This window comes from Pseudomonas sp. SWRI111 (assembly GCF_014268555.1).
GTDB lineage: Bacteria > Pseudomonadota > Gammaproteobacteria > Pseudomonadales > Pseudomonadaceae > Aquipseudomonas > Aquipseudomonas hamedanensis.
Map to the genome: position 1 here is coordinate 288,265 of NZ_JABWQQ010000003.1, position 18,712 is coordinate 306,976.

Genomic DNA, 18,712 nt, shown 5'->3' on the forward strand with positions numbered 1-18,712 from the left:
AAACCGGTTGGCACGTGGAACACTCAACCTGCACAAGGAAGGCGACAAAACATGAGCTTCATCGAAACAATTCAATCCAAAGAAGTCGATATCTACATATCGCTTTTCTTCACTATCCTCGGCCTGTTTCTGGGCGCCATTCTGGATCGATTCCTGAAAGGCAGCGCACCGCAATCCGCTCATCAGCCAGGCCATTCTGTAAACCTGACCTTCAACACGGTGGTAAATCCACCGCCGGGCGTGAACGCCGCAAGCACAAACCAAGATATGACCCCGGTCATCTGGATGATGATGGTGATTGCCGGACTCATTTATCTGTTTTTCAGGGTTGAAATACTCAACCTGCTTTCCTGGATCACGCTGTTCACTATTTCACTGTGGGCTGGAGGAACGCTGCATAGCCTTTACCGGGGCTTCTTCGCGGGCAGTCAGTGGGTCGTTGCGCTGTTTTTCTCCTTGGCATTCTGCGTGGCCGCCACCTTCATCACCGACGAAGCCTTTACGCCTACTCTGGCGCCGCAAAACTTTCAGTACAGCCAGCAGATCATCAATGAGCAGGGCCTGACGGGGATAAAAAAATATTTTGTCTTGCTAGACATGCACTGGTTCTTGCTACACCTGATAGGCGTAATGCTGTTTATCTATACCAGCTTTCGCATGATGTTTTTTTCAACCTACTTCATCGTTGCGGGTGCTCATGCCAATAACAATGGCACTCACGAACCATGGCTTTCCAGAAAAACCCGTAAGTACGCCAATCTGCGCAAAAACATCATTTTCATGCCGATCTTGCTGGTTCTCGCGTACCTGCTCGCCTCGGGTCTCGCGTTCGACTGGTTGATCCACACGATGCCAAATCAGGTCAATGCGTTGATGAATACGGTGCTGTATGGGCGCTGATATTTTCATTACGAGCTGAATGAAGACTGTGGGGCGCCCACTAAACAGGCTGAAGCGAGATGAATTTTTCTTCACTGCGCCCAGCCCGGCCAGCCTGTAAAGTCCACTCGCTCATTCAAGAAACTACGGTTCGCCCGCGCTCCTAGCGGGCTTTTTTTCGCCTCTGCTTCTCCATATCTTGCCGCCCCCCACCATATGCGCGACTCTGCCAGCATCCCGCCCTCGCCAAGGATCGCTCGATGCCGCTGTTATCCCTGCCCTGCCCGCGCCTGACACTGGCCATCCTCTCCCCCGATCAAGCCGAGCTGGAAACCGCGTTCTACCAACGCAACCTGCGCCACCTCGCCCCGTGGTCCCCCATCCGCACCACCGACTACTTCTCCACCGCCAACATTCGCCGGCGCTTGGAAATCCAGGCCAGTGCTTTCGAAGCAGGCCTGGCCATGCATTTCGCGTTGCTAACGCCGGACGGCCAGCAAATGATCGGCGCCTGCAATTTCAGCGGGATCATTCGCGGGGCGTTTCAGGCGTGTTATTTGGGTTATCACATCGATGAGGCCCATCAAGGGCAGCGTTTAATGCAGGAGGCGCTGGAGGCCGGGATCGGTTACATGTTCGATACGCAGAACTTGCACCGGATCATGGCCAATTACATTCCTGGCAATGAGCGCAGTGCGCGGCTGCTTGAGCGCCTGGGTTTTGAACGTGAGGGCTACGCAAAGGATTATCTGAACATTGCCGGGCGCTGGCAGGACCATGTGCTGACGGCGCTGGTCAATCCCGGTTTCGAGGCGCCGGATCAGCGTTGGTCGCGGCGCCTTGGCTGACGTTCAACCCGTGTTTTTCTGAACGCGTTCAGAGCAAGACTTCAGGCTGAGCGCTAAAGACTTTCTGTGTGCGCTTGTTCACTACCGGCAGCTCCAACCGCGCGCGTCCGTAGAAGGCCAACGCCGTCAGCAAACAGGTCAGCCATACGAAGATTCCCGCCCAGAACGTGTGGGACATGTAGTGCCAACCTTGCAGGACGCGGGTGGTGCCATAGATCAAACCCAGCAGCAGCGAGCCCCACAGGATCGCGCTGGAAAAACGCCACTGATACCGGCGCGCCACGAAGTACAGCGCCAGCATGGTGAAACCGCCCGACGCATGGCCGCCTGGCCAGCAGCGGCCACTCCCGGCTTCATGGAACAGTTGGAAATTGCTGTACCACTCGATGTGAGGCATTTTCCCGCCGTACAACGTGGTTTCGATCGGGCAGTAAACGCTGGTGTGGGATTTAAGGAAGTGGATCACGCCCGTGCAGAGCGCGAACGCGACCACGACAAAGAAAAAATCCTTACGGTGATTTGCGGTAAAGCGCAGCACGGGCGCGACTTTATTGCGTTCCAGAAAGGCGCCAAGTCGCGGGCGTTTGTGCGGATTGACCAGTGGCCAGACCAGCGACAGCATCGCGCCGATCAAGGCGATTTCTGCCGTCCAGTTCGGAATGATCCGCGCCCATTTGTGGGTCAGTTTTTCGAAAAAATGGATTTTATCGATCGGGAAGGTTTGCGTGAGCGGGTCGAACAGGACATTGCTGAAGGCGATGTCGATTCGGGTCATGTCGAACATCAGAAACACGACGGCCGCACAGACCAACGGAATGCCGACGTTATACGCGTAGAAACGGGATTTCATTGGGTAGTTACCGTGCGCCAGTCGGAGGCTTCGATGAAGCCGAGCATCTCCGGAGCCGCCGGGTTGGCAGCGGAGACAAACAGTGACGAGCCGTAGCCCATGTTCGCGGCCGGTGCCTTGAGGTCTTTCTCGATCTGCGCCATGCACTCGCTGTGGGTCACCAGAATCAGGTTGCGTCCGGGGATCTTGTGCGCCAGCGCATCCTGCAGCATGCGACCTCTGCAGTTGATCAGCCAGTCGTCGCCACTGGCGGCGTGGTTGAACATATAACCGGCCGTCTGCACCGTGCGCATTGACGGGCTGTTATAGATGTCAGCGTTGGCCAGGCCCAGTTGCTCGAACCGGGCGCCGACTGCCACCGCGACACTGCGCGAGCGGTCGGTGATGCCGTCATTGCCACTCAGGCACGCAGCTTTGGAGTGATCGCAACGCTCGACGTGGCGCACCAGCACAATCATCTCGCCTTTGGCCCACCCTGCCGCCAAAGCCTGCGCACCCGCAATATTACCGTGGGCCAGGTCCGGTACTGCGTTGGGTGCCAGCAACCACAGGGTCAGCGGGATGACCAGTATCGATGCCGCCAGCACCACCCATGTATCGCGCAAACGCGCCAGACCGCTCAGGTCGATCGAGCGTTTGATGCCAAACAGACTCAGTCTCAATTCCACAAAAAACGCCTCGCCGCTTTGCTTCGCAGGTCATTCGATGCGGCGAAGGTACGCAGACGCGCGTGGTCAGTCAGTGAAAGCCATGTGAAAAAGTTCTTGGGATGGGCTGCTGTGAACTCCATTCGACAAAAACCTTTCAGCTCTCGGATTTGCGGCCGATACAGACCTGCTAACACCCCTGCTGGCTCAAAAGAACAACAATCTTCCAGCCTAACCGACGACAAGAAACCCAACGTTTCTGGAGGATTTGCATGAATAGCTGGTTCGGTAACATCAGCGTGAACATGAAACTCGGCCTGGGCTTCGGCCTGGTCCTGGCCCTGACCTGCATCCTGGCGCTGACCGGCTGGACCAGCCTCGGTGGCCTGATCGACCGCAGCAACTGGATGAGCGACATCACTCAGCTCAACTCCGGGCTGACCAAACTGCGCGTAGTGCGTCTGCAGTACATGCTGACCAACGGCGATGAAACCGCCGCGCAGAACGTACAGACCACCCTTGAAGGCTTTGCTGCCCAGCAGCAGGCGCTGATCAGCAAATTCAAGAGCCCGGAAAACGTCAAGCTGCTCAAGCAGCAGGCGGCGACCATCGCTGAATACCAGACCTCGCTGAACAAAATGCGCAACGCCTATCGCACCGGCAACAGCGCGCGCGACACCATGAGTGCCAACGCCCAGACCGCGTACAACCTGATCGAATCGATCAGCCAGCGTGTGCAGCAGATGGAGTTGAGCGATCAGCGTTTCGAGCAGTTCTCGGCCGTCACTGCCGCGAAGGAAGCGTTCATCCTTGCGCGCTATGAAGTGCGTGGTTACACCGCGACCAGTAACGCCGACACCGAGCAGAAAGCCGTCGGCCAGATTGACGCGGCCATCGCCAGCCTCAAACCGCTGAATGCGCAATTTGCCGCGACTCAACAAGACGCGTTGCGCCAATTGGAAACCGCGCTGACCAGCTATCGCAGCGCGTTGATGGCGTACAAGAACGCCAATACCGAGGCCGTGCAGGCGCGTAAGGAAATGACCGATCAGGGCACGACTATCGTCGCCCTGAGCGAGCAGTTGTATCAGATTCAACTTGACCGTCGTGATGTCGAAAGCGCCCAGGCGCGCACCTTTCAGTTGATCAGCACGTTGCTGGCGCTGCTGGTGGGCATCATTGCTGCCGTGATCATCACCCGTCAGATCACCCGTCCGTTGCGCGAAACCCTGGCCGTGGTCGAACGCATCGCCAGCGGCGACCTGACCCAGAACGTCACCGTCACCCGTCGTGACGAACTCGGCGTGCTGCAACAAGGCATTGCCCGCATGGGCGTGACCCTGCGTGACTTGATCAGCGGCATTCGCGATGGCGTAACGCAGATTGCCAGCGCCGCCGAAGAACTCTCGGCCGTGACCGAGCAGACCAGCGCCGGCGTGAACAGCCAGAAGATCGAGACCGATCAGGTCGCCACCGCGATGCACGAGATGACTGCCACCGTGCAGGAAGTCGCGCGCAACGCCGAAGAAGCCTCGCAAGCCGCCGCTGCTGCGGATGGCGAAGCCCGTGAAGGCGACAAGGTGGTGAACGAAGCCATTGCGCAGATCGAGCGTCTGGCCAGCGAAGTGGTGCGTTCGACCGAAGCGATGAGCGTGCTCCAACAGGAAAGCGACAAGATCGGCAGCGTCATGGACGTGATCAAGGCGGTTGCCGAACAGACCAACCTGCTCGCGCTCAACGCCGCGATTGAAGCGGCGCGTGCCGGTGAAGCCGGTCGTGGTTTTGCTGTGGTTGCCGATGAGGTGCGTGGTTTGGCCCAGCGTACACAGAAATCCACCGAGGAAATCGAAGGTCTAGTCGCCGGTCTGCAGAACGGCACTCAGCAAGTTTCGGCGGTGATGAACAACAGCCGCGCGCTGACCGACAGCAGCGTCGCCCTGACGCGCAAGGCTGGCGTATCGCTGGAAAACATCACCCGCACGGTGTCGAATATCCAGTCGATGAACCAGCAAATTGCTGCCGCCGCCGAACAGCAAAGCGCCGTGGCCGAAGAGATCAGCCGCAGCATCATCAACGTGCGTGACGTGTCGGAGCAGACCGCAGCGGCGAGTGATGAGACTGCTGCGTCGAGTGTTGAACTGGCGCGCCTGGGTGGTCAGTTGCAGCAGATGGTCAGCCACTTCCGCGTTTGATGTTCGTCTTGCGCTGAGGCTGAAAAACAATCGCGAGCAGGCTCACTCCTACAGGGTCCAGGTCGAACACAACATGTGTGAACACCTCGGAACCCTTGTAGGGGTGAGCCTGCTCGCGATGGCGGTTAGTCAATCAAATCAAGGTTGGCTGACACTCCGCATTCGCGAGCAAGCCCGCTCCCACACTGGATTTTGGTGGTACCCCCGATTTTTGATCAACCCGCAAATACCTGTGGGAGTGAGCCTGCTCGCGAAGGCGGTGGGTCAGCAAAATCAACGGTGCCTGACACTCCGCGTTCGCGAGCAACCCCGCTCCCACACTGGATTTGTGTGGCACTCCGGATTTTGACCAACCTGCAAAAACCTGTGGGAGCGGGCTTGCTCGCGAAAGCGGTGGGTCAGCAAAATCAACGGTGCCTGACACTCCGCATTCGCGAGCAACCCCGCTCCCACACTGGATTTGTGTGGCACTCCGGATTTTGACCAACCTGCAAAACCCTGTGGGAGCGGGCTTGCTCGCGAAAGCGGTGGATCAGCAAAATCAACGGTGCCTGACACTCCATTCGCGAGCAAGCCCGCTCCCACACGGGATTTGTGTGGCAGTCCGGATTTTGATCAAACCGCAAAAACTCTGTGGGAGCGGGCTTGCTCGCGAACGCGGTGGGTCAGGAAAAACATTGCTGACTGATACTGCGCATTCGCGAGCAGGCTCGCTCCCACAGGTTCAGACCTGCCACGGATTGATCACTTCAATCCCGGAAAACTCGAAATCCCGGACATTGCGCGTAGCAATCGAGGCGCCGCGGCCTCGGCAGATCGCCGCGATTTGCGCATCGGCCATTGCGATCCCCCGCCCCTTCGCCTCTGCATCGGCTACCAGCGCCGCGTACTCGACGGCTGCGTGCGCATCGAATGGCAAAATGCGTCCGGCAAAATCCTCTTCAAACATTGCCAAGGCATGGGCCTGCAGTTTTTGTTTACGCTTGCCGGAAGGCAATCGAGCGATGCCGTGAAGTATCTCCGCCACGGTGATCGCACTGACGGCCAGGTCCATGGCCGGCTGCGCATCCACCCAGGCGAGCACTCGGGCCTCGGGTTCGATGCGCATGAATTCGGATAGAACATTGGTATCGAGGACTATCATTCAGAGAAGTCCACCCCGACCGGCTTCTCAGCACGTGAGGGCAAATCGAGGTCGACTCCGCCCGCGCTGCTGAAACGCTGGCGAATACGACTGCCGAGCCCCCCGGCTCGATCAACCGTCGTGAGTGCCCGGCCCAGAATCAGCCGAGCCTCTTCTTCCATGGAGTGCCCGTTGTGCGCGGCGGTGATGCGCAGCTGCTCTTTGAGCTTCTCGTCAAGGTTTCGAATGGTGATGCTGGCCATGTCGCCCTCCTGCCATCAATGAAATCATTGATGGCAGGCTAGCATATTGTCTGATTGCCAAGTACACCGCAGATCTCCTGTGGGAGCGGGCTTGCTCGCGAACGCGGTGGGTCAGGAAAAACATTGCTGACTGACACTGCGCATTCGCGAGCAAGCCCGCTCCCACAGGGGGTTCTATGGTTCACACCAGAATTGTGATGTGCCGATCAGGCGGGATACCCGGTGATTCTGCGAATGCTTTGGTACAGCGGTTTGAGCTGTCGATACATGCGCAGATAGACGTCTTTGTACAGTTGCTCGTAGATCTTCTGCGCCTCGGGTTGTGGATTGAAGACCGCACCGACGCGAGTCATCGCCGCAATGGCCGATGGAAAATCCCTGTGCAGCCCCAACCCCACCGCACAGCAAATCGCCGCACCTAACCCAGACGCTTCATAGACATGCGGCCGCTCAGCCGGCAGGCCGAAAATATTGGCGGTCAATTGCATCGCGGCATCACTTTGCGAGCCGCCGCCAGCCACGCGCAGGCGCTTGATCGAGACTTTCGAACGCCGCTCGATATTTTCCATGCCCTGACGCAACGCATACGCCAAGCCTTCAAGAATCGCCCGATAGATATGCGCGCGGGTGTGCACGTCGCCGAAGCCGATCATCGCGCCTTTGGCTTCCACACCTGGTTCGCGGATGCCTGGTGACCAGTAGGGTTGCAGCATCAAGCCCATCGAGCCCGGCGGCACGGCGTTAACCAGTGCGTCGAACAGTTGCTCTGGTTCGATGCCCTGCTCTTTCGCCTGCTGCATTTCGCGCAGGCCGAATTCATTCTTGAACCAGCTGACCATCCAGTAACCGCGATAAATCATCACTTCGCAGTTGTACTGATCCGGCACGGCCGAGGGGTATGGCGGGATCAGCGGGACGATTTCCAGGTAGCGTGAGCGGGTGCTGGTGATGGTCGCGGTGGTGCCGTAGGACAGGCAAACGGTGCTCGCATCGACCACGCCGGAACCGATCACTTCGCAGGCCTTGTCCGCGCCTGCGGCAATTAATGGAAGGCCTTCGGGAATGCCGGTGCGGCGGGCGGCTTCGGCCGTGATGTGGCCGAGGGTTTCGCCGGGTTTGTGCAGGGTCGGTAACTGCTCTGGACGCACCGCCAACGCCTGCCATTTCCAGTCAGTCGGCGCTGCCCATTTCAGCCGTTTGAAGTCGAAGGGCAGATAGCCAACGCAGCAGCCGACCGAATCGACGAAACGCCCGCAGAGGCGATGAGTGAGAAAGCCCGAGAGCAATAAAAACTTGTCGGTCGCCGCCCACACTTCAGGCTGATGGCGGGCGATCCAGTTGGCTTCGGCCTGGGCGCGAAAATAATCCACCGTCGCGTTGGCGCCGACCAGTTTGAACAGCCAGCCCCACGGCCCTTTGATGCCGCCCTCGACTTCAGTCTGGCGTTGATCGAGCCAGACGATCGCCGGGCGCAGCGGCTTGCCCTCGGCATCGACATTTATCACGGTGCCGCGCTGGGTGGTGAGGGACACGCCGGCAATCTGCGCAGGGTCGATGCCGGTCTGCTGCCAGAGTTGCTGACAGGCCTCGCCGAGCTTCGCCCAGTAATACTCCGGATCCTGCTCGGCCCAACCGGGTTGCGTCGAGTAGTAAGCCTGCAGATCGACTTTGCCTTTGCCGAGCAGATTGCCCTGCAGATCGAAGAGCAACGCGCGCACGCTTTGGGTGCCGTTATCAATGGCCAGCAGGTACTTTTTCTCGGTCATGACGTGATCTCCGGCAACCCGTGATCGCGCAGCCACAGCAAACGATAACGCTGAATCTCCCCTTGCCAGCGTTCATCGTCCCAGGCCAATCGCGGCTGGCAGAGCGTGCGGATCGCGGGGAAATAATCTTCACCACCGCGCGGCAGCAACAGGCCCAACCGGGTTCGCCGCAGCAACAAATCATCCAGATGCACAACCATTTCCGCCTCGCAGGCAAACGCCAGTTCCGCCCACAACGTATCGGTGACGCCGACCGTTTCCTGGCCGAGTTCGGCGAGCAGTTGCGCCAGCCTCGGCAGGTCTCGACCATGACGCCCAGCCAGTCGCCGCCATTGACTGGCGCTCAGTCCGGGAATGGTCAGCGGTGGCACCGTGGCGAACACTGGCGCGCCGTCGTCGATAAAGGAGCGCCCCAACATCGCCGCGCAGGCCTTGAGCACTTCAATCGCTTGCGGACGAAACGTGGTCAGTTTGCCGCCGGCCAAGGTCACGCAACCCGGCTCCTGCCACAGCACATGTTCGCGGGTTTCGTTTGACGGCTTGTCCTGATGCGCACCCACCGCCCTGCCCACCACCGGACGCACGCCTGACCAAGTCGAAAGCACATCATCAACGCCCACTTCTGCACCTGGAAATTGCTGCTGGCAAGCGGCAAGCAGATAGTCGAGTTCTTCACTGGAAATGCGCGCGCTCTGGTCCAGATCTTCGCGGTGATCCAGGTCCGTGGTGCCAACCACCGTCGCGCCTTCCCACGGAAAAACAAACACCGGCCGCCGGTCGCGCTCATGCAGAAACGTGAACGCCTGAGCCACCGGAAGACGCCAACCGGGCAGCAACAAATGACTGCCGCGCAACGGTCGCAATTGCCGTGGTGCCTCGGTTGGCCGCAAGCGCTCAGCCCACGCGCCGGTAGCCACGGCCAGCACGCCAGAGCGCAATTGCAGCGTCGCGCCGCCCTCGCCATCGTCGACCTGAACCCCACTCACTCGCCCGCCGTCACGCAGCAGTTGTGTGACCCGCACACCACTGACAATCACCGCGCCATCGGCCCTAGCCTCGCGCAATATGCGCATCACCAGCCGCGCATCATCGGTCAGTGCATCGACAAAACAGCTGCCGCCCAGCAGGCCATTTTCCTTCACCCCAGGGGCGAGAAAACGCAGCTGCTGCGCGTCGTGAAAACGATGATTACGGCGCCCGGCCAAGGCGTCGTACACCGAGAGCAAGCCGCCCATGACGCGCGGCCCGGGAAAGCCGCCGCGATAGTGCGGCATCATGAAACTCATCGGCTCCACCAGCCCCGGCGCCTCGTCGAGCAAACGCTGGCGCTCATGCACCGAATCGCGGGTCAGCCGCCACTGGCCCTTGGCGATGTAACGCAAACCGCCGTGGACCATTTTCGATGATCGACTCGAAGTGCCCCAGGCAAAATCACGCTGCTCCAGCAGCAGACAACGCCAGCCCCGGCGCGCCGCTTCACGGACAATCCCGGCGCCGCTGATACCGCCGCCGATGACGATTACATCCCAGGTTTCATCCGCCAGCGTCGGCAGAATCTGCTCGCGCCATTGCGAGTTCCAGTCCGCCGTCATGGCCGCGACTCTGGCAACAACGTGCCGGGATTGAGGCGCCCGTCCGGATCAAAATGCTCGCTCAGCGCCTGCAAGGTCTGCATCGCCAGCGGGCCTTTTTCGCGTAGCAGATACGGCGCGTGATCCTTGCCGACGCCGTGTTGATGACTGATGGTGCCGTGGTTATCAACGATGGTTTGACTGGCGGCGTGTTTGAGCGCCCGCCAGCGCGCCAGCGTCGCGGCATAGTCCGCCGCCGGGCGAAACACGTAGGTGGTGTAAATGCTCGAGCCTTCGCCGTAGACGTGGGACAAATGGGTGAACACATGCACGCGCTCGCCCTCGGCGGCCAAGGCGTCGCGCAGACTGTTTTCGATCAGGTAGAGCAAGTGATCAACGTTGCTCCAGTCGGTGGCGGTTTCGAGGGTGTCGACGACGTAACCGGCATTCCACAGGTTCTCCCGCAGGTAGGGAAAACGGAAGCGGTTCTGCGCCCACTTCTTGCCCAGCAGGGTGCCGGTGAACACACCGCCAAAGGCTTTCAGATGCTGACGCGCCTGTTTCAGCGACAGTGCATTCTGCTGGCGATTGCCGGTCACGCCAAAGGTCAGCAGGCATTTGCCGTCGCCTGCGCCGCGCAGCTTGAGGTACTTTTCCAGCCAGGCAATCTGCTGCGGATGACCAGCCAGCGCCAGTTGCGTTTCGGTTTCCACCGCGTTCGACAGGCGCAGCATCGACAGCGGCACGCGCGCCTGCGCCAGTTGCCGGATCGCTCGTAACGCCTGCGCCCAGTCGGGCAGGAAGACTCCGTAGAAACGTTCGTCCTCCGGCAACGCGCTGATCCGCACTTTGACTTCGGAAATGATCCCGAAACGGCCCTCGCAACCGAGCACCACCTCACGCAGATCAGGACCTGCCGCCGACGCCGGGAACGTTGCAATCTGCAGAGGCCCGGCAAAAGTTTCCAGGGTGCCGCCGGCAAACAACTGCTCGATCCGCCCATAGCGCAACGACTGCTGGCCACTGGAACGACTGGCCACCCAACCGCCCAGCGTCGACACCTCCCACGACTGCGGGAAATGCCCGAGCGTGTAGCCGCGTGCGCGCAACTGGCTTTCCACTTGCGGCCCGGTCGCACCGGGGCCGAACGTCGCCAGCAGGCTCTGTTCGTCGAGGTCGGTCAGGCGATTCATCCGCGCCAGCGACACCGTCAGCACCGGGCGCGTGGAGCTTGGCGGGTTGATATGCCCGGCCACTGATGTGCCGCCGCCGTACGGAATCAGGCACAGGTCCCGGTCATGGGCGAGCGCCAGCAATTGACGGATCTGTTCGGCGGTTTCGGGAAAGGCCACGGCATCGGGATAAGTGCCCAGCGCGCCTTCGCGCAACGCCAGCCAGTCCGGCAGGCTCTGGCCGCGCGCGTGCAGCAGGCGATCGTGGGTATCGACGCTGTACAGACGATGTGGCACCAGACGCGAGGTCGGCACTTGCGCCAATGCCGCTTCCAGTGTGGCATCAGGCAACGCGCGGCCAGCGCCCAAGCGTTCATGGAGAAATGTCGTGCCCTGGACCGGCATTTCGACCACCGTGCCTGCCTCTCCCCAGCCGTTCCAGCGTCGCATGCGTGTGTCCTTCTTTCGCCGTCGGATCAAGCCTCCATACTAGTCAGCGCTGGGAAAGTGTCACGGTCGCTTCCGGCCAGATCCTGTAGCGAATGGCGTCAGACGTCAGGCCATTTACTTTCGCCGGGCAATCCACTTACCTTGCGGGCACTCATTCACCAAAGCGCCGTCGATCAAAGGACCGCGAACATGCCATCGCTCGGCTTCACCTCCGTTCCGCCGTTGCTCAAATACCTGCGCCATGCCGAACAGTTGGGCATGACCATCGAGCCTGCGTTGGCGGCGGCCGGGTTGGACGCGCAGCAATTGAACGACAACACCCTGCGTCTGCCCGGCGAGGCTCACGAGCGCTTGCTGGATTATTTCTGCGAGCATTCGGACGATCCATTGTTCGGGCTGCATGCGGCGAATTTTGTCCTGCCCAATTCCTGGAGCGTGCTCGGTTACATCACCATGAATTGCGCGACGTTGGGCGATGCGATGAGCCGGATCATGCCGTTCGAAAAACTGGTCGGCGACATGGGCATCAGCCGCGCCGAGGTGCATGGCGATCACGTTCATCTCATCTGGACCTGCCGCTACGAGCGGCCCCGGATTCGTCGGCATCTGGTGGAAAACGTGCTCGGTTCATGGCTGCACTACGCGCGCTGGATCGCCGACACGCAGCTGTCGCCGGCCTGCGTGTGGCTGGAGCATTCGCGACCGAATGAGGTGACGCTAGCCGAGTACGAAGCGTTTTTCGGTTGCCCGGTGTTGTTCGATCAGGCGTATTCGGCGCTGGTGGTGCCGCTGGCTTATTTGCAGTTGCCGCTGCGCCAGGCCGATGCGCAATTGCTGCGAACGCTGGAAGAACACGCGATGGGTTTGCTGGCGACGCTGGAGGAGGCGTCGCTCGGGGAGCAGGTGAAAAACATTTTGCGCGGATTGCTCAAGGAAGGCCTGCCGCGCAAGGAGCAAGTGGCCGAACAGCTTTGCGTTTCGGTGCGCACGTTGCAGCGGCAATTGCAGCAGGTCGGGACGTCGTATCAGCAGATTCTCGATGAGCTGCGTCAGGAGCTGGCGGAGCACTATTTGCTCAACAGCACGTTGCCGGTTCAGGACATTGCGCAGTATCTGGGGTTTACCGAACCGCGTTCGTTTCATCGCACGTTCAAGAGCTGGCGCGGGATGCCGCCGGGGGAGTTTCGGCTGCGGAATCGGCGGTGAATGTGCGGGCCCTATCGCGAGCAGGCTCACTCCTACAAGGTTTTGTGGTGTACGCAAAATTTGCGTTCACCGAGATCAACTGTAGGAGTGAGCCTGCTCGCGATGAGGCCAGCCGCTACACCCATTAAACAAGCCCTGCCACTACTGTTTAAAGCAACCCATCATTCCGCGAAACCACCCACAATTCCTTGCGCCGCTGCCTACGCCTGCGCCAGAATCCGCCGGCTTGTGTGCCCCAGACCTCATCGCTACTGTGGTTGCGTCACTGCCCATCAGTGATCGGGTTTAGTAGCCCGGAATATTTGGGGTGCATAGCTCATCAGACAGTCAGGTCTCGCCTGAACTTTATGGTGGCTGTGTGCAGGGCGCCTTCGGGCGCGCCGGTTTCCCAGATCCCCGGTCTACTAACCTGCGCACAGCTGCCTCCATTTCCTTTAGTAGGGAAGCGGTGGCCAGCCAAAATGAGGATCTGGATATTTTCAAAGTAACCCCAAACCCGCCAACCACCGACCCGGCATCCCCCTACCAATCCCCCGACTCAAAGAAATTCCACGAAGCCGCCGACCGCGCCCTCGACCATTACCTCGGCACGTCCAGCGCTGAATTCATGGCTCCACCCTACACACCCAATACGCTGTACATGGCCAATCCCGAGGCCGACAACGAATCGCTGCTGGCCGATGCCTGCGAAACGCTGGGGTCAGCGACGGTGATGCTCAACAATCAGGCAGGGCTGGTAGACGGCTCGCAGCGCAAGACCTTGCAGGGCATTGCGCAGATTGTGATGGTCGCGGAGATGGCGGTGAATCGGGTGTTGGATCGGTTGGTGCCGACGGAATGAGGTGACGGCCCGCAAGCGATTCCGATGGAGGGCTTGCGGGCTGTTTCTGCGCGGTAAACGGGCTATCGGGCCTTCAGCTCAAAGACTGATCGCATTGGTAAACACCAACCGATTGCCAAACGGATCAGCAATGGTCATGTCCTGGCTGCCCCACGGCATCGCCTGAATCTGCGGGTGCGAAAACGTGTAGTTCTTGGCGATCAACTGCTGCTGAAGCGCCTCCAGCTCATCGGTCTCGATACGCAGCGCCGAACCCGGACACGCATCGCCGTGATGCTCGGACAAATGCAACACACACTCACCCCGCGACACCTGCAGATACAGCGGAAAATTCGCTTCGAAGCGATGCTGCCAGTCGACCTTGAAACCGAGAAAATCGACGTAGAACTCGACAGCCTTGGCCTCATCGAAGATCCGCAGGATCGGGGTGGTTTTGCCCAAGCTCATGGGGTGCTCCCTGACTGATTGGCCCCACAGTGTAGACGGGGAGGATGTCAGCAAATCGGCTTGTGGATGGCTTTCTTTAATCTCATAGTGCCATCACTGTGACGCACGCCACGAATCCTTAACGAAAGTTGCCGCGCAGATCACCCTGACGCGCGAGAAACCGCCCTGCCCTGCTCCCATTCGCCTGCCCGTCGCGATAGCTCAACACGCCATTGACCCACACCCCGTCAATCCCCTGCGCGGCACGTTGCGGATCATTGAAATCGGCCACATCGCGCACGGTTTGCGGATCAAACAACACCAGATCCGCCCAATGTCCTTCACGTATCGCGCCTCTTTCCTGCAAACCAAAACGCGCCGCCGACAGACCGGTCATCTTGTGCACAGCGGTGTGCAGCGGAAACAGCCCGACGTCACGGCTGAAATGGCCGAGCACCCGTGGGAAAGCGCCCCACAGGCGCGGATGCGGGAACGGGTCTTCCGGCAGTCCGTCAGAGCCGACCATCGAAAGCGGATGGGCGAGGATTCTTCTGACATCGGCCTCGTCCATGCCGTAGTACACAGCGCCTGCCGGTTGCAGGCGTTTCGCGGCGGCCTCCAGCGAAACGTTCCACTCGCCAGCAATGTCGATCAGGTCGCGCCCGCTGACTTCCGGATGCGCTGTCGACCAGGTGATGGTGATGCGGTGGGCGTCGGTCACTTGCTTCAAATCCAGCGTCGAAGAACTCGCCGCATAGGGATAGCAATCGCAACCGACCGGATGGGTTTTCGCTGCCTCTTCCAGCGCTGCGAGCAATTGCGGACTGCGTCCCCAGTTACCGACGCCGGCACATTTGAGGTGGGAAATGATCACCGGCGACTGCGCGTGTCGGCCGATCTGAAACGCTTCATCCATCGCCTCCAGCACCGGGGCGAATTCGCTGCGCAAATGAGTGGTGTACACCGCGCCGAACGCCGTCAGTTCTTCGGTCAGTTGCATGACTTCATCAGTCGAGGCGTTGAAGGCGCTGGCGTAGGCCAGACCTGTGGATAAACCCAACGCGCCGGCCTCGAGGCTGTCGCGTAACTGTTCGCGCATGGCGGTGATTTCGCCGGGCGTCGCAGTGCGGAACAAGTCGTCGAGGTGGTTGCTGCGCAACGCGGTGTGACCGACCAGTGCGGCCACGTTCAGCGTGGTGTCGGCCGCTTCGACGGCTGCGCGGTAGTCGCTGAAACGCGGATAAATAAACGCCGCTGCGCTGCCGAGCAGGTTCATCGGATCCGGCGGATTTCCGTTCAGGCTGACCGGCGAAGCGCTGATCCCGCAGTTGCCGACAATCACTGTGGTCACGCCCTGGCTGAGCTTGGGCAGCATCTCTGGCTGGCGGATCACCACGGTGTCGTCGTGGGTGTGCACGTCGATGAAACCCGGTGCCAGCACGCGGCCGGCGGCGTCGATTTCTTCGCTGGCGTTGGCATTGTGGAGATTGCCGATGCGCTCGATGCGGCCATTGAGAATCGCCACGTCGGCCTTATAGCCGGGCGTGTTGCTGCCGTCGATGACCAAGGCGTTGCGGATCAGGGTGTCGTACTGCATGTCAGTCTCCCAGCGGCAGGTGATCATCGCCGCCACGGTATTCGTCGAGGGCGAGTTTGATCCGCCGCAGACGTTCTTGATTGTCTTCAGGGCTTGCCAGCGCCAGCTCGGTGGCGAGCACGTCGATGGCCAGCAGCATGCCGTAGCGCGCGGCTGTCGGTTTGTAGATGAAGGAGGTTTCCGCGCCTTGCAGCGGCAGCACTACGTCGGCCAATTCCGCCAGTGGTGAATCGCCGCGAGTGATGGCGAGAATGCGTGCGCCGTAGTTGCGCGCCAGCTCCACCGTTTCCAAAAGCTCCGGGGTGATGCCGGTCAGCGAGCAGACGATCAGCACCTGTTCGGCGTTGAGGCTGGCGGCGGTGACGCGCATCATCACCGCGTCGTGACATACCGCAATCGGATAGCCAAGGCGCACCAGGCGCACCTGCAATTCATCGCTGCACAGGGTCGAGCAACCGCCCATGCCGAAGGCGTGAATCATCCGCGCCTGGCCGAGTAATTTCACTGCATCGGCGAAACGCGATTCGTCGAAACCGGCCAGATGCTGGCGCAGCGTGGTTTCGATGTCGCCGACGATCTGCCCGTAAAACGCCGACTGCTCAGGCGTGCCCGCCGGGTCGAGAAAACGGCTGCCAACACCGCTGGCCTGGGCCAGTTGCAGGCGCAGATCGCGCAGGTCACGGCAACCCACGGTGCGGGCAAACCGCGACAGGGTGGCGGTGCTGACTTCGGCGCGTTGCGCGAGGTCTTCGAGGCTGGCGCTGGCGGCAAATCTGACATCGTCGAGCATCAGCCGGGCGATGCGGCCCTCGCCGGCACTGAAGGAATCCTGGCGGGCGCGGATCTGGTAGAGAATATCCATGGGCGGCGGGCTCCGGTTACAGCAGGTAGGAAAGGCCGACGGTCAGCGCGAAAGCGACCAGCGAGATCAACGTCTCAAGCACAGTCCAAGTCTTGAATGTCTGCGCGACCGTCATGTTGAAGTATTCCTTGATCAACCAGAAGCCGCCGTCGTTGACGTGGGAAAAGATAACCGAGCCCGCGCCGGTCGCCAGCACCAGCAACTCCGGGTGTGGATAACCCAGACCGATCGCCACCGGAGCGACGACGCCTGATGCGGTAGTCATCGCGACTGTCGCCGAACCGGTGGCGATACGCATCAGCGCCGCAAATAGCCAACCCATAAGCAGCGGTGACAGGTGAAATTCGTGGGCGAGGCCGACGATCTGATCGGTCACACCGGCATCGACCAGAATCCGGTTCAAGCCGCCACCAGCCCCCACCAGCAAGGTGATGCTGGCGGTTGGCGCCAGGCATTCGTTGGTGAATCGGAGGATCGATTCACGGTTGAAACCTTGGGCAATCCCCAGCGTCCAGAAGCTCAGCAAGGTCGCCAGCAGCAGCGCAATGACCGAGTTGCCGATGAACAACAGGAACTGGTTGAAAGCGCTGCCGGGGGTAGAAATCAGATTGGCCCAGCCGCCGATCAACATCAACAGCACCGGCAGCAGAATGGTCGCCATGGTGATTCCGAAACCCGGTAATTTGTCGCGCGGTTCGCGGTCGAGAAATTGCTTTTCCAGCGGATTATCTGCCGGCAATTGAATGCGCGGCACGATGAACTTGGCGTATAGCGGGCCGGCAATGATCGCGGTCGGAATGCCGATCGCGATGGCGTACAGCAAGGTCTGCCCGACCGAGGCCTGATAGGCCTGCACCGCGAGCATCGCCGCCGGATGCGGCGGCACCAGCGCGTGTACCACCGAGAGGCCTGCGACCATCGGCAGACCGACCATCAGAATCGACACGCCAACACGGCGGGCCACGGTGAAAGCGATCGGCACCAGCAAGACGAAACCGACTTCGAAGAACAACGGCAGCCCGACCAGAAACGCGATGCAGACCATCGCCCAATGCGCGTTCTTCTCGCCGAATCTCTCGATCAGCGTGCGCGCCATCTGCTCTGCGCCGCCCGACTCGGCCATCATCTTGCCGAGCATCGTCCCCAACGCCACCACCAGCGCAATGTGCCCCAGCGTCTTGCCGACCCCGGCCTCATACGCCCCGACCACAGCCGACGGTGGCATCCCGGCGACTAGCGCCAGGCCCAGGGAAATCAGAGTGATGACGATGAACGGATTGAGCCGATAACGGGCGATCAACACGATCAAAGCGATGATGGCGACGGCGGCATAGACCAGCAGCCAATAGCCGAAGGAAGGCGTCATGCGGTACTCCTCGAAAGGGTCACGTTCGAATGGGTTGTGAAACTCATAAATCATTTCGAGATAGAGATTTCAAACCGCATGAAAGTAATTTTCGTGGAGAGGTAAGGCGTGTCGCTGGCGGGTATGTGGTGTCGTGATTAATGAAAATCGCGGGGCTGGATTTTCATGTCTTTCCAAATCACCACAAAACCCTGTGGGAGCAAGCCTGCTCGCGAAGACGTCATCACATCCAACATCTTCATTGACTGATCCACCGCATTCGCGAGCAGGCTCGCTCCCACAGTTGTGATTGCATTCCTCCAGCCAGAACGCAGTCAACCCGTAGGAGTGAGCCTGCTCGCGATTGCGGTGGGTCAGAACAGGATATTTGACTGACACAACGCTATCGCGAGCAGGCTCACTCCTACAGTTTTTGATCGCATTCCTCCAGGCAGAACGCGGTCAACCGGTGGGAGCGGGCTTGCTCGCGAAGGCGTCAGCACATCCGACATCTTCATCGGCTGACGCACCGCTTTCGCGAGCAGGCTCGCTCCCACAGTTTGGACTGCATTCCTCAAGGCAGAACGCTGTCAACTTGTAGGAGTGAGCCTGCTCGCGATTGCGGTGGGTCAGAACAGGATATTTGACTGACACAACGCTATCGCGAGCAGGCT

16 protein-coding genes are annotated in these 18,712 nt (G+C 60.1%); 5 read left to right on the forward strand and 11 right to left on the reverse strand.

All coding sequences use genetic code 11. From position 1 onward, the window contains the following. The first annotated feature begins 51 nt into the window (after positions 1–51). Both HU755_RS06805 and rimJ read left to right on the forward strand, forming a co-directional pair. Positions 52–900, forward strand: a complete 849-nt coding sequence (locus tag HU755_RS06805) for a hypothetical protein (protein ID WP_186547372.1) — start codon at positions 52–54, stop codon at positions 898–900. Between the two features lie 239 nt (positions 901–1,139). Next, positions 1,140–1,727, forward strand: coding sequence for a ribosomal protein S5-alanine N-acetyltransferase (rimJ, locus tag HU755_RS06810; RefSeq protein WP_186618600.1), 588 nt, complete (start codon positions 1,140–1,142; stop codon positions 1,725–1,727). Between the two features lie 28 nt (positions 1,728–1,755). Here the strand turns inward: rimJ and HU755_RS06815 are convergent, their stop codons facing one another. Together HU755_RS06815 and HU755_RS06820 are read right to left on the reverse strand one after the other, a co-directional pair. Further along, a complete protein-coding gene (locus HU755_RS06815) occupies positions 1,756–2,577 on the reverse strand; it encodes a phosphatase PAP2 family protein (protein WP_186631005.1) in 822 nt (273 codons plus the stop codon). After that, on the reverse strand, positions 2,574–3,245 hold the full coding sequence (locus HU755_RS06820; RefSeq protein WP_186631006.1) for a histidine phosphatase family protein: 672 nt from the start codon (positions 3,243–3,245) through the stop codon (positions 2,574–2,576). The genes HU755_RS06815 and HU755_RS06820 overlap by 4 nt, the downstream gene beginning before the upstream one ends. A 251-nt stretch (positions 3,246–3,496) precedes the next feature. Between HU755_RS06820 and HU755_RS06825 the strand changes: the two genes are divergently transcribed. Further along, positions 3,497–5,416 carry a methyl-accepting chemotaxis protein gene (locus HU755_RS06825; protein WP_186631007.1) on the forward strand — a complete coding sequence of 640 codons (1,920 nt, stop codon included), beginning with the start codon at positions 3,497–3,499 and terminating at the stop codon, positions 5,414–5,416. A 724-nt stretch (positions 5,417–6,140) separates the two neighbouring features. Here the strand turns inward: HU755_RS06825 and HU755_RS06830 are convergent. From HU755_RS06830 to HU755_RS06850, 5 genes are all read right to left on the reverse strand, one after another. Next, positions 6,141–6,560 (reverse strand): type II toxin-antitoxin system VapC family toxin, encoded by a 420-nt coding sequence (locus tag HU755_RS06830; RefSeq protein WP_186631008.1) that lies wholly within the window; start codon positions 6,558–6,560, stop codon positions 6,141–6,143. Beyond that, entirely contained in the window at positions 6,557–6,802 is a 246-nt protein-coding gene (locus HU755_RS06835) for a plasmid stabilization protein (RefSeq protein ID WP_186631009.1), read from the reverse strand. The genes HU755_RS06830 and HU755_RS06835 overlap by 4 nt, the downstream gene beginning before the upstream one ends. Before the next feature lie 206 nt (positions 6,803–7,008). Beyond that, the gene (locus HU755_RS06840) at positions 7,009–8,568 is read right to left on the reverse strand and encodes an FGGY-family carbohydrate kinase (RefSeq protein ID WP_186631010.1); all 1,560 of its coding nucleotides are present in this window, start codon (positions 8,566–8,568) and stop codon (positions 7,009–7,011) included. Next, positions 8,565–10,160, reverse strand: coding sequence for a glycerol-3-phosphate dehydrogenase/oxidase (locus HU755_RS06845; protein WP_186631011.1), 1,596 nt, complete (start codon positions 10,158–10,160; stop codon positions 8,565–8,567). Before HU755_RS06845 ends, HU755_RS06840 begins: the two co-directional genes overlap by 4 nt. Further along, positions 10,157–11,761, reverse strand: a complete 1,605-nt coding sequence (locus HU755_RS06850; RefSeq protein WP_186631012.1) for an FAD-binding oxidoreductase — start codon at positions 11,759–11,761, stop codon at positions 10,157–10,159. Before HU755_RS06850 ends, HU755_RS06845 begins: the two co-directional genes overlap by 4 nt. Positions 11,762–11,950: 189 nt before the next feature. Between HU755_RS06850 and HU755_RS06855 the strand changes: the two genes are divergently transcribed. Next, positions 11,951–12,967 carry an AraC family transcriptional regulator gene (locus HU755_RS06855; RefSeq protein ID WP_186631013.1) on the forward strand — a complete coding sequence of 339 codons (1,017 nt, stop codon included), beginning with the start codon at positions 11,951–11,953 and terminating at the stop codon, positions 12,965–12,967. 475 nt (positions 12,968–13,442) lie between these two features. Next, the gene (locus HU755_RS06860; protein WP_186631023.1) at positions 13,443–13,808 is read left to right on the forward strand and encodes a hypothetical protein; all 366 of its coding nucleotides are present in this window, start codon (positions 13,443–13,445) and stop codon (positions 13,806–13,808) included. Positions 13,809–13,886: 78 nt separating this feature from the next. Here the strand turns inward: HU755_RS06860 and HU755_RS06865 are convergent, their stop codons facing one another. The 4 genes from HU755_RS06865 to HU755_RS06880 form a co-directional block, all read right to left on the reverse strand. Beyond that, positions 13,887–14,255 (reverse strand): glyoxalase superfamily protein, encoded by a 369-nt coding sequence (locus tag HU755_RS06865; RefSeq protein ID WP_186631014.1) that lies wholly within the window; start codon positions 14,253–14,255, stop codon positions 13,887–13,889. Positions 14,256–14,373: 118 nt separating this feature from the next. Continuing rightward, positions 14,374–15,831 carry an amidohydrolase family protein gene (locus tag HU755_RS06870; RefSeq protein WP_186631015.1) on the reverse strand — a complete coding sequence of 486 codons (1,458 nt, stop codon included), beginning with the start codon at positions 15,829–15,831 and terminating at the stop codon, positions 14,374–14,376. A gap of 1 nt (position 15,832) precedes the next feature. Further along, entirely contained in the window at positions 15,833–16,693 is an 861-nt protein-coding gene (locus HU755_RS06875; RefSeq protein ID WP_186631016.1) for a MurR/RpiR family transcriptional regulator, read from the reverse strand. Positions 16,694–16,709: 16 nt separating this feature from the next. Further along, positions 16,710–18,059: a GntP family permease gene (locus HU755_RS06880; protein WP_186631017.1), complete on the reverse strand. Its 1,350-nt coding sequence runs from the start codon at positions 18,057–18,059 to the stop codon at positions 16,710–16,712. Between the last annotated feature and the right edge of the window lie 653 nt (positions 18,060–18,712).